Raw genomic sequence first — 16,424 nt, 5'->3', positions numbered from 1 at the left:
AATTTTAATGAAGTGCTTCGTTTAGCTTGATCGCGCGTTTGCTTGCGCTTGCAGTGATCTGACCTGTTTGGCTGTTTTGGCGGAAGTGAAGTCCGTCAAGATTTGCTAGCTCTAAGCCCTTATAAATTTCGCGATCAAATTTGAAATTTGGATTTATCTCGTTTAGTTTAGCTCGCTCGGCTTCGTTTATAAACACCTTTGTGCCCTCCAAAATCGCGATTCCCGCATCGACTATGCACTTATCGCCAAGCGGAATTCCGGTGACCGAATTTGCGCCAAGTAAGCAGTTTTTGCCGATGCTTACAGGGTTGCCGTTTGTGCCGCTTAGTACGCCAAGGATGCTTGCGCCTCCGCCCACGTCGCTTCCTTCACCGACTACGACCGAGCTGCTTACGCGACCTTCTATCATAACAGAGCCCGTTGTGCCCGCGTTAAAATTCACATACGCAGCACCCGGCATTACCGTAGTGCCAGGATGTATAGAAGCGCCTAAACGAACTTTTGCGCTATCAAGAATTCTTGTGTTGTCGCTTGGAATGATGTGGCTTAAGAAGCGCGGGAACTTATCAATGCTTACGATCGCAGGGTATCCTCCGCTCATCTTTAGCCAAATTTCATTTTTGCGAAGCCACTCAAGCTCGATAGGGATGTTGCGGCTTGTCCATGCTACGTTTGGTAGCACTCCAAAGGCTCCGTCAAGCACGAGGCTTCGAAGCGGAGCTTTGTTTAAAGAGAGTAGATAAAGCTTAAGATATACGATCTCAACGCTCTTTGGCTTGGCGTCTTCAAACATAAAAGCGATCTTAAATTTATCCTCGTTATTTTCCAAATCCTCTTCAAAAGCATGCTTTATCATGTGTAAAACTTGCACGTTTTTATGTTTTTCAAGCTCGTTTTCAAATACACTAAAGAGTTTGCTCGCCTTTTTGGCAACTTTTGGAGTAAATTCGGCTACAAATTCGCTATCACTGAAATCAACTTCCACTCCGCATTTTTCAAGCGCGTAGATGAGTGCTGCGGCTGACAAAAAGCTCTCTTTGTAATTTACCACCGCATAGCTTGCTTGCAAAATTTTGTCTTTATTTAGCTGACCTCTATCAACACGCGCTATCGCGAACGCAACCGGGTCTTTATAACCTTTTTTGGCTCTAAATTTTTCGCAAAATTCTTTAAATTCGTCGGCTGTTTTAAACTCTTTTGGCATTTTTACTCCTTGTGAAATTATTTTTGTGAAGTTTAACGAAATATTGTTTAAGACTAAATTCAATTATCTTGTAGAATCCATTAATCTGCTTAATTTATTTTCAGGCTCTGGAAGTATAACTATATCTTTAATATTTACTATTTTTCTTTTCACTGTATTATTTTCATAAAAATCCACATGAGCAATTTCACTATCTCTTAGAATAAGCCTTCCGTCCAACCATATATTTTTTTTGCTCTAAATAAATTTCTATATTAGTTGCAGCTATTTTTTTGGATACAAAGAATACCTCAAAAGCCTTGGCGTAAATTTGCGGGAAAAGCCATATTATGATCATGTGCATAATAAATATAAGTATTGTTGCATGTAGAATCAAATTTTTATTTTTTGTTTCTATATATTTAGCATATACTGCTCCGATGCTAGCTGAGAATACCACTGATACAAGGAAAAATAAAAACCAATTGGGATCTATTATGTTGTCTTCACGGCAAGCAAAATATCCGCCAAAAAGAATCATAATAAAATAAGCAATTAATATAGGTATTGAAGTTTGATAAAGTATTTTTTGTTCAGGCTTGTTTTTATAATATAAAAATATTCCACTTGATAATAAAACAAGTCCAAAAATTGACATCCACATCACTGCACAAACTATAAAAATTTTCAAACTATAAAACGATAATGATTCTATACCATAAACTCTTTCATAAGTTAATATAAATGTTGCATATAAAAATAAAGAAACGGCAATTAAGATGTAAGATACAAAGCGTAGTATATTTTTTATACTTTTTGAAATCTCAGGCATATTATTCACTTTGGCAAGTTTTTATAAATATAATTAATTTTATATCAAATTAACTTATTGTATTCTAAATTATCAATTTTTTATTTTTGTATCAGTATATCTTTTATATTGATTTTTACTTCTAGCTTATCAAATGCAATTGAGAAATATACTCATTTGGTTTTAATTATAGGGTATTTTTTAATTCTGATACTTTTTGGCAATAATTCTCTGATTTAAAATATTATAGTTGTTTTATTTTCCTATGCTGTACTTATTGTTCACTTTTATTGGCTGGAATAGTTTTTAGTTGAATATATCGCTATAAAAAGCATTGATTAGATATGTATGTAAAAAAATAAATTTGGGAGATAAGTTTCTCCCAAATTTTACTTCGAGCAAGCGCTCTTGCCGTCCATTACAGGCTGGATCGATGAGTTATCGGCTCCGCCATCGTTATTTATATTTTCGATTATCTCCCAAAGGCGAGCCGCGGCTTTTTCATAGCGTTTTGCGGTTACGGAATTTGGCTCATAAAAGCTTATAGGCTTTCCGCTATCGCCACCCACACGCACGGCAGGCTCGATCGGCACTTCGGCGATAACCTCAGTCTTATATGCTTTTGCTATCTCTTCTGTTGTTCCCTTGCCGAATATATCATACTCTTTGCCGCTTTCAGGACAGATAAATCCGCTCATATTTTCTACAACGCCGGCTATCGGGATATGAAGTTTTTCAAACATATCAAGCGCTCTTTTGCTATCGTCAAGTGCGACAACTTGTGGAGTTGTTACGCAAATTCCAGCTGTTACCGGCACGCTTTGAGCTAGAGTTAGCTGCGCGTCACCGGTTCCCGGAGGCATATCTAAAAATAGCACGTCAAGCTCGCTCCAAATGACATCTTTTAGCAGCTGCTCGATAGCTTTCATTATCATAGATCCGCGCCAGATAAGGCTCGTGCCCTCATCCATAAGCACGCCCATACTCATCATCTCGATGCCGTGAGTTAAGATAGGCTTTAGCTTGTTTCCTATGACTTGTGGCTGGGTTCCTATCTCGCCAAGCATTCTAGGGATGTTTGGTCCGTAGATATCGGCATCTAAAACACCAACTTTTTTGCCAAGTTTTGCCATGGAGATGGCTAAATTTAGCGTTGTGGTTGATTTGCCAACTCCGCCTTTTCCGCTGCTTACCATGACGAAATTTTTGATTTGAGGAGCGATATTTTTACCGCTTTGACTGTTGCTCTTTTCGTCCGGAATTTTTGGCTGAATTATGTTGATAACCGCTTCGTTTGAGCCAAGAACCCTTGCGATATCGACTTTTAGCTCTTTTGCTATGTCCGGATTTGAGCTTACGATCTCAACTTCGACTAAAATTTTATCGCCGATTTCTACGTTTTTGACAAATCCAAAACTCACGATATCCTTGTCAAATCCGGGATAAATAACCCCTTTTAATCTCTCGATAACTTGTTCTTTACTTAACATCTGTCTCCTTTATAATATTTCTTGAAATTTTATATGCGCAAAATTTTGGCCCGCACATAGAACAAAACTCAGCCTCTTTAAAGACATCTTGCGGCAAGCTTTCATCGTGCAGCTCGCGTGCTTTATCAGGGTCAAGTGCCAGTTCAAACTGCTTGTTCCAGTCAAAGTTATACCTAGCGTCGCTCATCGCATGGTCGCGCTCTATCGCGCCTTTTCGTCCGCGAGCCACGTCTGCTGCGTGTGCTGCGATCTTATGAGCGATGATGCCGTCTCTTACGTCTGCCGCGTTTGGTAAGCCTAAATGCTCTTTAGGCGTTACATAGCATAGCATGCTAGCTCCGTGATATGCGGCAAGCGTTCCGCCGATAGCCGATGTGATGTGGTCATACCCAGCACCGATATCGGTCACTAGCGGTCCAAGCACGTAAAACGGCGCATTGTGACAAAACTCCTGTTCTATTTTCATATTATACTCAATTTCGTTTAAAGGTATATGACCTGGACCTTCGACCATGACCTGCACGTTTTTCTCCCATGCTCTAAGCGTTAGCTCGCCAAGCACTTTTAGTTCGCTTAGTTGCGCTTCATCGGTGGCGTCATATAAACATCCCGGGCGCAGACTATCTCCAAGCGAGAGCGCTACGTCGTATTTGGCGCAGATATCGCAAATTTCATCAAACGCTTCGTAGAATGGATTTTCTCTATGATAGTGCATCATCCAGCTTGCCATTAGGCTTCCGCCGCGACTTACTATGCCCATTTTGCGTTTTGCGATTAGTGGCATAAATTTAAGCAAAAATCCCGCATGTATCGTAAAGTAGCTCACTCCTTGCTGAGCTTGCTTTTCTATCACTTTTAGCATAGTGTCAATGTCTAAATTTTCGATTTTACCCACATCATGTATGATCTGATACATAGGCACCGTTCCTACAGGCACGGTTGATTTAGCTATGATAGCTCTTCTTATGGCGTCCAGATCGCCGCCGGTTGAGAGATCCATAACGGTATCTGCGCCATATTTTAGGCAAATTTCAAGTTTTTCTATCTCGCCATCGATGTTGCTTGCTAGGCTTGAGTTGCCGATATTGGCGTTTACTTTTGTTTTGGACTCAACTCCTATCGCCATGGGGATTAAATTTGTGTGGTTTATGTTCGCAGGTATGATCATGCTGCCTTTTGCTACTTCTTTACACACTAGCTCGGCGCTTAAATTTTCGACTTTGGCTACATACTCCATCTCTTTTGTTATTATCCCGCGTTTAGCATAATACATCTGTGTCGGTGTTTTGTCGTTCAAACGCTCTTTTATCCAATCTTTTCTCATCAGGGATACTCCTAAATAAAATAGAAATAATACTACTCAAAAAAAGATAAAAAAAAGCTTTTTGAGTGTATAATATCGTAACACTTTTTATAAAAAGGATAAAAATTGTTTGATATATCCCTTGTGATGCTTGGAGCCGGGAATTCAACTAGGTTTGAAATGCCGGTAAAAAAGCAGTGGTTGCGCATAGGAGACGAACCGCTATGGCTCTTTGCGACTAAAAATTTAAGCTCGCATTATCCGTTTAAAGAGATAATTATAGCTAGCAACGAAGATGCTTACATGAGTAAATTTGCGCCACATTATCGCTTCGTGCGTGGTGGGGTTACACGCCAGGAGAGTTTACGAAACGCTCTTAGAGAGGTAAGTAGCGAATTTGTACTCGTTAGCGACATCGCTCGCCCCTGTATAAGTGCAAATTTGCTTTCAAAGATAATTGAAGGGCTAAACAACGCCGACTGCGTCGTGCCTGTGCTCAAGGTCGCAGATACTGTTTATTTTGAAGATGACATTATCGACAGAGACAGAGTTAAGCTCGTGCAAACCCCGCAACTTTCGCGCACAGCCTTACTTAAAAAGGCTATAGAGGGAGATCAAATTTACACAGATGATAGCTCTGCCATGAGGGCTGCCGGGGCTAAAATTTGGTATGTGCTGGGCGAAGAGAGCGCTAGAAAAATCACTTTTAAAGAGGACTTAGCCAAAATTCCTTGCTTAAAAGCGCCAAAAAACGAGATTTATTTTGGCAACGGCTTTGATGTGCATGCCTTTGAAGAGGGAAATTTCGTAACAATTTGTGGAGAGAAAGTTCCGCATAAATTTAAGTTCAAGGCTCATTCAGACGGCGATGTGGCAACTCACGCTTTGATAGACGCTATCTTGGGCGCCGCATCTTTAGGCGATATTGGCGAACTATTTCCGGATACCGATGATAAATACAAGGGGGCTGATTCGATAGGGCTTTTAAAGCAGGCTTACAGGCTTGTTCAAAGTGTCGGATTTGAGCTTGTAAATGCCGACATAACTATCATGGCACAAGCTCCGAAACTAAGCGCCTTTAAGCTTAAAATGGCTCAAAATATTGCAGAAGCTCTAAATATAAGCGCAGGCAGGATAAACGTAAAGGCTACAACTACGGAGAAATTGGGATTTGTCGGGCGCGGCGAGGGCATAGCCGCAAGCGTAACGGCAAGTCTTAGATATTATGATTGGACACAGATATGAGAGTTTTAATAGTAGAAAATGAAATTTACTTAGCTCAGAGCATGGCAACCAAGCTTGGAGATCTAGGTTATGAGTGCGAGATAGCAAGGACGGTTAAAGAGGGTCTTAAGGATGAATACTTCGATGTGGTGCTGCTTTCTGCGACATTGCCGGGCGAGGATTTTTACAAAATCATTCATAAATTTAAAAGCTCTATCATTATCCTCCTCATCACTTATATCAGTAACGATACGGTTTCAAACCCGATCAAAGCGGGCGTAAGCGACTATATCCAAAAGCCTTTTATGATAGAAGAGCTTGTGCGAAAGATTAAGCATTTTGAAGAGTTTAAGAGGCTTCAAAGCTTTATAAGGACATATCAGGACTATCTAAACTACCATTTCAAGGCAGCTTCTAATCTAAATTTTGACTTTAAGAAATTTAAGCTTCCTATGCTCATAAAGTGCAATAAAATTTTAAACGCCGATAACTTTGTGTTTGAGTATGCAAAGGCTCTAAATTTATCCTTTAAATTTATCCCGCTTGAGCAAAATACCGATTTTGAAGCTATCGCGGCGCAAAATCCCAGAGCGCTTTTGTATTTTTCAAATTTTCAAATTTTAAGAAGCGATGATAAAAACAAAATTTATAATCTCGCAATGAAACGAAAGCTCATCATTAGCTCGACAAATCCGAATGAGACTGCAAATTTTGAGATTTTAAACATCACTACCGATGAGAAAAATTTCCAGATAGATGAAATTCTAACGATTGATGATTATATCAAGCATATTATCGTTAATTACCAAGAGAACTATCCTGACACCGAGCTTAGCAAGAAGCTTGGGATTTCGCGAAAATCGCTTTGGGAAAAGAGAAAGAGATATGATGTCGTCAAGAAAAAATAATACGATTTTAATAAACCATGAGGCATATGGCGCGCTTGAGCTTATACGAAACCAAATTTTTAGCAAATTTAACCGCTTGATGAACGAAAAAGAGGCTAATGAGGTCTATGAGACAGGATTTTTAAACAACGAACCGATGCCTTACAGTTTTATATTCGCACCATTTGGAAAGCGAAATCAGGAGTGTTTAAGAGGCGCAAATAGTGGCGATAAGATCGAGCTTATAAAAGATAATAAAATTGTAGGACATATTATTGTTGATACCATATTTAAATTCGATCAAAAAAATAGGATAAATAATATATTTCATGCAAATGAGATGATTCAAAATGAAGTCAATCAAAGTGGTGAACTCGCTATTAGCGGTGAGGTTGAGATTTATAGCTCTACTTTTAGTGATGTAAAAAAGCAGATAAAGAGGATACAAGAGGAGTCAAACGCACAAAAAATTACAGCGATAATGCTGACTGCGGAACCGTTTAATAGGGCTCATGAGAGGCTTATTAGGATGACTATAGATAAGGCCGATTTAGTGCTACTGTTTTTGCTTAAAAGCTATAGTAGCGATTGGCAGCTTAAATTTGATCTTAAAAGGCGGGTAATGGAGTATTTTGCTCAAAACTATCTGCCTAGAAATCGTCTTGTAATAGTACCTTTTGAAAACTCAAATTTATTTAGCGCGCATATGAATCCGACACTTGAGTGTATCGCCGCAAATAGCCTTGGCGCAGATAAACTTGTAGTAGGGCAAAACCACGCTGGAATAGGGATGTTTTATGATCATAACGTGGTTCATACTGTGCTTGAGCGATATAAGGAAATTTTAAAACTTGAGATAGTAATTTTGCCAGAGCTTGTATATTGCAATGAGTGCAGAACAATAGTAAGCACTAAAACTTGCCCGCACGGTCAGCATCACCATATAAAATATCATGCGAGCACCTTAAAATCTCTTTTAAATGAGGGAATTTTACCTCCTGCGATCTTGATGAGACGCGATATATCCTCAATGATTTTGAGTGAGCTCTTTCCGAATCGATTCAAAAATCTTCAAAAATTATATGACGATCTATTTCCTAGTAACGGCCTTTTGGAGAAACACACAGAGCGCGAATTTTATGAAGAGCTGATGCAGCTATATCAGACTATGTCACTTACTTAGTAAAAGGAAAATTATGCAAAAAGTTTTTTTGACCTTTTTTTATACCGGACTTAGTCCGAAGGCTCCGGGAACTGTAGCTAGTCTGGTAGCCGCAGTATTTGCCTATCTTATACTTATATTTTTATCCGATCAGACGCTTTTTCTTGCTTCTATTTTGATTTTTGCAGCAAGTATAAACGTAATAAACGACTACGAGGCAAAAACCGGTGTACACGATGATAAAAGCATAGTCATAGATGAGGTTGCTGGTGTTTGGCTTGCTATTTCAATGAGCTCTGCTTCATGGCTTAGCTTTATATTATCTGTTCTGTTTTTTAGGATTTTTGATATTGTTAAGCCTTCTATTATCGGCAGAGTCGATAGAGATGTGAGAGGCGGGCTTGGAGTGATGGGTGATGATATGCTAGCGGGCTTTTTCGCAGGTCTTTTAAGTGCTATGTGCTATGGAGCTTTGATTAAGCTTGAAATAGGAACAGATTGGCTGATTTCTATTAGATAGATTTAAAAAGGCGAAGATTGATATTGCCTTTTTCGCCTTAATCTTCCCTCTTCTTCATATATTTCAATCTCTCTTGCATATTCTGGATTTTTCTTTTTAATCTCATTGCTCATGAACGCTATTAGTTTAGCATCGGCATTCTTGTGGCTTGCCATTATAAGTATGAATTTAAGATAACTTTTTGCAAGATCTGGCAATTGCCCATTGTTTTTAGGTGGTATACTAAATTGATCTGTGAAAATTTTAAGGGCGCCAAATAGTTCGTTTTTAGTTGACTTTGGATTAGATATGATCCCTAAAAGCTGATTAAAGGTGACATCTTCATCGGCTTTTGGGGATTTTGTATTCTTTTTTTGTGGTTCTTGATTTTTGTTTTTGGATTTAAAGAGTAGTAGCAGAACGCCTACAAAGACTAATACTGCTACCAAAATTATTGCAATAAATAGAGATTTTTCACCCATTCTATAGCTTTGCCATTTTTTCAGGTCTTCTAAAATATGCCAGAATTGACACTGCAAACATTACCACTACACTCATCCATACGAAGTCAGGCACAGGCACCGGATCTCCTGCGGCATATGAGTGCATACCGCTTAAGTAGAAGTTTACGCCAAAATATGTCATGATAATAGACCAGTAAGCAAACATAGATGTAACTGCAAATGCATATTGGTTATTTAGCTTCGGAATAAATCTTATATGTAATACTGCGGCATATATTAGTATAGAAACCAAGGCCCAAGTTTCTTTGGAGTCCCAGCCCCAATATCTTCCCCAGCTCTCATTTGCCCAAACACCGCCCAAGAAGTTACCAAGAGTAAGAAGGCTAAGTCCTAAAATCATAGCCATTTCATTAATTCGAGTAGCTTCTAGGATATTTCTTGACATCTCTTTATGTTCTTTTTTGCCTTGTAGAATAAATAGCACAAGTACAAACATACCAAGAAGAGAACAAAGCCCTAAGAAACCATAGCTGGCGGTAATAACTGAAACGTGGATTGTAAGCCAATACGACTGAAGAACAGGAACCAGCGTTGTGATCTGCGGATCCATCCAGCTAAGATGTGCTACAAAAAGAGTTATGCCTGCGAGTATTGAAGTAAGCGCCATTGAAATAGGACTTCTATTTGAAAATACTATACCAGAGAGGCCAAGAGCCCAAGCTATATATATCATAGATTCATAAGCATTACTCCAAGGCGCGTGTCCTGAGATGTACCAACGCAATGCAAGTCCTGCGGTGTGGGCTAAAAACGCTAAGATGTTTACAGAATATACGATTTTAAACATCCAATTTATATTTAATCTTGGTTTAGCCATTTTAATAAATACAAAACATAATAGTCCAAATCCTGCAAATAGATATATAGGTATTAATGATTGAAAAATCTTATATTTGTTAAATAAAATTTCCATATCTATACGCTCTTTGCTTGGCATTACAGCCTTGCCGTGCTCCTCTTGATAGGTTTTAATCTCTGCTAAAACCCTATTTGGAACGCTCCAATTTCCACTATTTAATGCATCGCTTACTCCCGAGAAGTATTCTTGTAGTATTCTGCTAATAGGCTCGCGCTCCTCTTTAGGAAAATACATCATAGCACTTGCAGGAGCATACCACGTATGGTTAGGATCGTCTATTTTTGGAAACATTGTAAAAATTTCGCCTACAAATACCATATAAAGGATGTTTAAGCGCTCATCTACTTTTTGCACGTCTTTATCAAAGGTTCCACGCTCTGCAGGACGTTTACGGCTTGCAGATTCTGCGTATTTGGTTAGTTTATAAGAGCTTCTTGTGGTATTGCGGTCATATTCGAAAAAATCATTAAATTTGGCATATTTTGCGTTTTCGTCTATTCCTATTATCTTTTTTAGTTCTTTATTGTGAACTGCTATTATAGGCATCTCTCTCCAGTAAGGAGCGTCTATCATCATAGATAGTGCAATTTGGTTTGCGTTTGCTTCGTTTATTATGTCTTTTTTGTAGACTTTATTTAAAATTTCTCTTGCTACAGTATCAAAAGGCTTCATACGCCCATCGGCACTCTGAACCACTACGGTTGATAATTCTTTTGCGTGGTTTTCATCTATTTTAATAGCAACATTCATAGCATTTGCTTTTGGAGCTACAAAAATACATGCGAAAGCCAGAATACATGCTTTAGCTGTATTTTTGATTGCATCTTCATTTATATATTTTGCCAATTTTCTAAATCTGCTATGTGGATTTACTACGTTAAAAAATAGTCCAAGACCAAGCAAGAAATAGCCTATATAGGTTGGAATTTTACCAGGGTCTTTGTTTACAGATAAGATTGTGCCACGCTCATCTTTATCATAAGAGCTTTGAAAGAATCTATATCCTGCATGATCAAGAACGTGGTTCATATAAATCCTATAATCATAATCTCCAGCCTGAGGATCTTTTACTATAACTTCACTTGCGTAGCTCATAGGCGAATTTGAGCCCGGATATCTCTTGAGCTCAAAATCTTTAAGATGTAGAGAAAATGGAAGAATTATCTCTCTAGCCCCCCAAGATGCTGTAAATTCTTGACCTCCTATAGTTTGGACTACAGGCATAATGTAATTTTCATAAAGTATAATCTCTTTACTCTCTCCATTAAAGCTTAAATCGGCAACTAAAGCGTCAAATTGTCCGCCTTTACTTACAAGTCTTCTTTGAGCCTTTTTAAGGATATTTTTAGGAGCGAAATTTATATCTCCTATGGTATATAATTGCATAGGAAGAAATTCTGTAAGTTTTTTAGCCTCATATTCTCCTTTTTCGTTAGTTGCCATTATGAAGTAGCCTACATTATGATTTGAAGTCATTGTAAAATTGCCATCTTTATACTCGAATTTAACAAATCTTTCCAGTGTAGGATCGGCATTAAAGGCAAAGCTTACCCCGCCAAGCTCTCTGACGTCTCCCGGTTTGAGCCCTACATCTTCACGGTTTTGACTATCAGATACCACAATCTCTATAAGAGGATCTCCGCTATTGGCCGCATAGTATTCAAATTCTGCATTTTTATAGAATGCTTTATATTTTAGATTGGCTTTTTGTCCGCCTACATCCAGATCTATGTTAAATTCATGAGGGGTTACGGCATTTATCTGCTTGGGAATGGAAACTTTATACTCTTTTCCATCTTTTTGAGTCTTCATCTCAAGCCTTGAACCCATCTCATACATCCTATCTTGAGTTGTGTTTTCTCTAATATGCATATTTGCTTCAAATCCTAGATATCTAGTCATGGCAGAGCCAAGCAGCATAAATAAAAAGCTTAGATGAAATATAAAAACAGGCAGTTTTTTCATATCCATAAGTTTATATTTATAAATATTGTATGCCAAATTTATACCCAAAAGCAACTGAATAAGCGCAAACCATGTAGCCCCGTATATTAAAGCCCAGGCGCTTTTTGTATCATAAACGGTTTCTACTATAGTGGCAATACCGCTTGCAATAGCGAATATTAGTAACAAAACTATAGCCGACGTCATACTGAAAAACAGAGATTTAATGCCTCTCATTAGAATCCTTTTAATTTTAGCTGCGCAAAATTATAGCAATATTTTTTTAAATATTTGTTACTATATAATAAATTTCTAATTACTGGAATAATCGTTAGTGTAATAAATATCTAGCAAAAGGATACTTTAAAGTTATTTGTTTTGGCTTAAAATATTCTTATTTTATTAATTTATAATATTTGTTATTATTTCTTGGCTTAAAATATAAAAAATAATTTAAATAGAGCAATTCAGTCAAAAAGTATAGCAAATATTATATTTATTTATAATAATAAATATAATATTTATTACTTCTTATATATAAAATTTATACTACTTTTGTCAAGATTACTAATATATCGAGCTTTGTATAAGATAATAGTTATCAATTATCATTAAAAGATGATATTGCTAATTTACGTATAATTTACGCAGGATATTTATTATTCTACTTAAACTTAATAAGGAGGAAACATGAACAGTTCAAGACGAAATTTCTTGAAAGCTTCTACCGCGACCGGATTAATGGCTATGACCTATGCTCCTGGTACGCTTGGTGCCGTTGGAGCTAAAGCTTTGCAAGCAAGCGATAAGGCCGTTTATAGCTTTTGCGAGATGTGCTCTACTCGCTGTCCTATAGAGGCTAGAGTGGTTGATGGAAAAAATATTTTTATTCAAGGAAACGGCAAAGTTAGCGGAACTGCAACTTCAGTTTGCGCAAGAGGCGGCGCGGGACATAGCCAGCTATACGATCCGCAAAGACTTGTAAAACCTCTTATTAGAGTCGGTGAGCGCGGTGAGAATAAATGGCGCGAAGCTAGCTGGGACGAGGCTCTTGATCTAGTTGCTAAAAAGATGCTTGAGATCAAAGAAAAATACGGTCCTGAGAGTTTTGTATTTACCGCAAAATCAAGCCAAACTCATAAACTGATGACAACTTTTGCAAGTGCTTACGGCTCTCCAAACTGCTTTTCTCACATGTCCTGTTGTCCGATAACATATAGAATGGTATGTGAGCAAATGTATGGCGACGGAAGACTAAAAAGAGACTTCGGAAACGCAAAATATATCGTAAATTTCGGTCACAATCTCTTTGAAGGACTAGTTATATCAGATACTAAAAAAGTTGCGAAAATGGCTGAGAGAGACGATACTAAATTTTTAGTTCTTGAGCCAAGATTTAGCGTTATAGCAGCTAAAGCCGATGAGTGGCTACCTGTAAAACCTGGAACTGACCTAGCGTTTGTGTTAGCGCTTATTCATACATGGATCAAAAATGGAACTTATGATAAAGAGTTTATAGAGAAATTTACAATCGGCTTTGATAAAGTTGTAGAAAGCACTAAAGATACAACTCCGCAGTGGCAAGAAAAGATCACAGGAATTCCTGCTAAAACGGTTGAGAGAATTGCAGGCGAAATTTGGAAAGCGGCTCCAAAAGTAATCATAGACTTTGGTCACAAAACAACAACTGCAAAAGCTGAGTATATCCGCACAAGAGCTATCATGGTAGCAAACGCTATGATGGGTAACTGGGAGAAAAAAGGCGGAATTTTCGGCGGCAAAAACGCTAAGAAATATAACTCTTTAGCGGGCGAAGAGCTAATACCTGCTATCACAAACCCTGATGCCGCTATAAAAGTTCCAAAAACTCCAAGACTTGATGCTGCGGGCGAGGATGGAAGAAACAAATTCGTAGGCAGAAGCCACGGTGTTTTGATGGAAATTCCTGATGCAATATTAAGAGAAAAACCATATCCTATAAAAGGCTGGTTTAATATCAGATTTAACCACATGATAAACGTTGCTGGTACTGATAAGACGATAGAGAGCCTTAAAAAGCTTGACTTTATAGTAAGCTCTGACGTTTATATGAACGACTTTTCTATCTACGCTGATGTTATCTTGCCGGAAAGCACTTATCTTGAAAGAGATGAGGGAATCGAAGATAAATCAAGCCAAAAACCTGCTTATATGATAAGAAATAAAGTAATCGATCCGGTAGGCGATACAAAGAACGGCTATGATATCTTTAGAGAACTTGCAAGACGCATGAAGATAGATGAAAAATATGTAAACAACACTATGGATGAGTGGAGAATGCAGCAAGTTAAAGGTAACGCCGAGCTTCTAGCACAACTTGCAAAAGACGGCTACGTAACTTGGAAGGTGCCCGGAATCTTGTTTAGAGAACAAGATAGCGTAAAAGCGTTTGTTAAGAAATTTCCTCACGCAGAGAAATTTGTAGGCGAAAACGGACTTATGGAATCTCAGGTGAAATTTAAAACAGATAGCGGAAAGATCGAGCTATTTAGCGAAAAAGTTGAGGCGCAATTCCCTACTTACGGCTGCTTAGGAAATATGGAAGATAACGTTAAAGATATGGATGTTTATGGCGGACATGAGCTAACTTTAATGACAGGAAAAACTCCTATCCATACTAACGGTCACACTCAAAATGTTCCTTTCTTAAATGACCTTATGAGTGATTCTCCTGTGTGGATAAATCCAAAAACGGCTAAAAAATACGGAGTAAAGACTGGAGATAAGGTATTTTTACAAAATAAATTTTCAAAAGATAAGGCAACTATATTTGTAACAGAGGGTATTAGAGAGGATACTTTATTTTTATATCACGGATTTGGACACGTGTCCGCAGGTCTTGAAAGAACCGACGGAGTTGGAACAAACCAAAGCAAGCTGCTTGATCCTGCGGCAGGCCCGGTGTGCTCTACTATGGTTACAAATGTCGGCGTTGATATAGTGAAAGCTTAAGGGGGAGCAAGATGAAAAAAGCATATAGAATGGTTCATAATGAAAACCTTTGCATAGGATGCCAAGCTTGTTCGGTGGCTTGCAGAAGTGAAAATAACGTTCCAAACGGAGTTTATAGACTTCAAGTGCATGCAAAGATGAGCGGAACGTTTCCAAATTTAAAGACGGATTTTATAAGAAATAGCTGTGTTATGTGTGAAGATGCTCCTTGTGTGGATGTTTGTCCTACGGGAGCTAGTTTTAAGACCGAAGACGGACTTACTCTAATGGATCACAGCATCTGTGTATCTTGCAAATACTGTGTTCTTGCTTGTCCTTATGATGCTAGATATGTAGAGCCAAAAACGGGAGAGGTTGATAAATGTACTTTCTGTTTTGATACAAGAGTATCCCAAGGAGATCAACCTGCGTGTGTAACCGTATGTCCTACGGATGCGCTTGCATTTGGCGATCTAAACGATAAAAATAGTGAAGTAAGTAAAATTTTAAGAGAAAAAGCTCACTACTATCCAAAATCAGAGCTTAAAACTAAACCAAAACTAGCTATGATAGCAAACCGCAAAGGAGGAAGCCATGAATAATATGTGGGGAAGCGTTGCTCAATATAACGAAATTTACTGGCCGTGGCCGATCGCGGTATATCTATTTTTGGCGGGTCTTTCAGCGGGCTCTATGATGGTTGCGCTTTTGGTTAAGTGGAACTATCACAAACAAGAAAACGACACTATTTGGGATGCAATGGTAAAGGCTGGCGCTATTGTCGCACCTATTACTATCTGTGTCGGTTTAGCACTTCTTGTATTTGACCTTGGTAAGCCTCTTAGCTTTTATTGGATTTTGCTAAAGTATAACTTCTTGTCTGTTATGTCAATAGGTGTTGCCCTTCTTTTGGTTTACACGCCTTTTGCATTCTTGTTCGCTATTATAATATTTGAAAAAGAGATAGAAAAACACTCTATTTTAAGTATCTTAAGACCGGTTTCAAGAATTATTCGTTCGTTCGCACCTTTGGCTAAGACTATAGAGACTATTTTGTTCTTGCTAGCTATCGGAGTTGGAGTATATACAGGCTTCTTGCTAAGTGCGATTACTAAGCTTCCTTTGTGGAATACGCCTATATTGCCGATTCTATTCTTGACATCAGGCTTTAGTTCGGGTGTTGCGGCGAATATTTTAGTAGGCTTACTATGTTTTAAGCACTTAATAAACAAAGACAATGTGAAATATCTGCTAGTGCTAGATCTTAGAGCGGTATTGTTTGAGATTCCTTTGATAGCAATACTTTTCATAGGACTATATTTCGAGGGCGGCGTAAGTGCAGTTGCTGCAAAACAAGCTCTTACAACGGGACATTATGCTATAATCTTCTGGCTAGGCGTTGTTGGTGTCGGACTTGCAACTCCTATATTAATAGCAGCTACCGCTCTTAAAAATCACGCCTATAGAGTAGGGTATATCGTAGCCAACTCTGTTGTAGTAATCTGTGGCGTAATTTTATTAAGATACTATATTGTATATGCAGGGCAGGTATTCACAGGAGTTTGATA

The 16,424-nt window shown here is 38.2% G+C and carries 13 protein-coding genes; 7 read left to right on the top strand and 6 right to left on the bottom strand.

All coding sequences use genetic code 11. The features are described from left to right. Window positions 1-4: 4 nt before the first annotated feature. The 4 genes from CDOMF_RS07360 to thiC all read right to left on the bottom strand — a co-directional run bounded on the left by CDOMF_RS07360 (window position 5) and on the right by thiC (window position 4,808). Window positions 5-1,204, bottom strand: a complete 1,200-nt coding sequence (locus tag CDOMF_RS07360; protein WP_260951363.1) for a 2,3,4,5-tetrahydropyridine-2,6-carboxylate N-succinyltransferase — start codon at window positions 1,202-1,204, stop codon at window positions 5-7. 190 nt (window positions 1,205-1,394) lie between these two features. Beyond that, a complete protein-coding gene (locus CDOMF_RS07355; RefSeq protein ID WP_260951362.1) occupies window positions 1,395-2,015 on the bottom strand; it encodes a hypothetical protein in 621 nt (206 codons plus the stop codon). A 368-nt stretch (window positions 2,016-2,383) separates the two neighbouring features. Further along, a complete protein-coding gene (locus CDOMF_RS07350) occupies window positions 2,384-3,484 on the bottom strand; it encodes an Mrp/NBP35 family ATP-binding protein (RefSeq protein ID WP_260951361.1) in 1,101 nt (366 codons plus the stop codon). Then, entirely contained in the window at window positions 3,474-4,808 is a 1,335-nt protein-coding gene (gene thiC / locus CDOMF_RS07345; protein ID WP_260951360.1) for a phosphomethylpyrimidine synthase ThiC, read from the bottom strand. The genes CDOMF_RS07350 and thiC overlap by 11 nt, the downstream gene beginning before the upstream one ends. 105 nt (window positions 4,809-4,913) lie before the next feature. Between thiC and CDOMF_RS07340 the strand changes: the two genes are divergently transcribed. The 4 genes from CDOMF_RS07340 to CDOMF_RS07325 are packed head-to-tail and all read left to right on the top strand — an operon-like array spanning window position 4,914 to window position 8,580. Beyond that, window positions 4,914-6,032: a bifunctional 2-C-methyl-D-erythritol 4-phosphate cytidylyltransferase/2-C-methyl-D-erythritol 2,4-cyclodiphosphate synthase gene (locus tag CDOMF_RS07340; RefSeq protein WP_260951359.1), complete on the top strand. Its 1,119-nt coding sequence runs from the start codon at window positions 4,914-4,916 to the stop codon at window positions 6,030-6,032. After that, a complete protein-coding gene (locus tag CDOMF_RS07335; protein WP_260951358.1) occupies window positions 6,029-6,919 on the top strand; it encodes a response regulator in 891 nt (296 codons plus the stop codon). The genes CDOMF_RS07340 and CDOMF_RS07335 overlap by 4 nt, the downstream gene beginning before the upstream one ends. Then, on the top strand, window positions 6,900-8,081 hold the full coding sequence (locus CDOMF_RS07330) for a sulfate adenylyltransferase (RefSeq protein WP_249934155.1): 1,182 nt from the start codon (window positions 6,900-6,902) through the stop codon (window positions 8,079-8,081). Before CDOMF_RS07335 ends, CDOMF_RS07330 begins: the two co-directional genes overlap by 20 nt. A 13-nt stretch (window positions 8,082-8,094) precedes the next feature. After that, window positions 8,095-8,580, top strand: coding sequence for a phosphatidylglycerophosphatase A family protein (locus CDOMF_RS07325; protein WP_170000894.1), 486 nt, complete (start codon window positions 8,095-8,097; stop codon window positions 8,578-8,580). Window positions 8,581-8,582: 2 nt separating this feature from the next. Here the strand turns inward: CDOMF_RS07325 and CDOMF_RS07320 are convergent, their stop codons facing one another. Then, window positions 8,583-9,041 carry a fatty-acid--CoA ligase gene (locus tag CDOMF_RS07320; RefSeq protein WP_260951357.1) on the bottom strand — a complete coding sequence of 153 codons (459 nt, stop codon included), beginning with the start codon at window positions 9,039-9,041 and terminating at the stop codon, window positions 8,583-8,585. A 1-nt stretch (window position 9,042) separates the two neighbouring features. Continuing rightward, the gene (ccsA, locus tag CDOMF_RS07315) at window positions 9,043-12,123 is read right to left on the bottom strand and encodes a cytochrome c biogenesis protein CcsA (protein WP_260951356.1); all 3,081 of its coding nucleotides are present in this window, start codon (window positions 12,121-12,123) and stop codon (window positions 9,043-9,045) included. 453 nt (window positions 12,124-12,576) lie between these two features. Between ccsA and phsA the strand changes: the two genes are divergently transcribed. From phsA to nrfD, 3 genes are read left to right on the top strand one after another with little or no spacing between them, the layout of a single operon-like run. After that, window positions 12,577-14,877, top strand: coding sequence for a thiosulfate reductase PhsA (gene phsA / locus CDOMF_RS07310; protein ID WP_260951355.1), 2,301 nt, complete (start codon window positions 12,577-12,579; stop codon window positions 14,875-14,877). Between the two features lie 11 nt (window positions 14,878-14,888). Then, window positions 14,889-15,458, top strand: coding sequence for a 4Fe-4S dicluster domain-containing protein (locus CDOMF_RS07305; protein ID WP_260951354.1), 570 nt, complete (start codon window positions 14,889-14,891; stop codon window positions 15,456-15,458). Then, on the top strand, window positions 15,451-16,422 hold the full coding sequence (nrfD, locus tag CDOMF_RS07300; protein ID WP_260951353.1) for an NrfD/PsrC family molybdoenzyme membrane anchor subunit: 972 nt from the start codon (window positions 15,451-15,453) through the stop codon (window positions 16,420-16,422). The genes CDOMF_RS07305 and nrfD overlap by 8 nt, the downstream gene beginning before the upstream one ends. Window positions 16,423-16,424: the final 2 nt, after the last annotated feature.

Source organism: Campylobacter sp. RM16187 (genome assembly GCF_025319965.1).
Taxonomy (GTDB): domain Bacteria; phylum Campylobacterota; class Campylobacteria; order Campylobacterales; family Campylobacteraceae; genus Campylobacter_A.
Note: the sequence above shows the minus strand (reverse complement) of the source record. Positions and strands in the feature narration are given on the sequence as shown.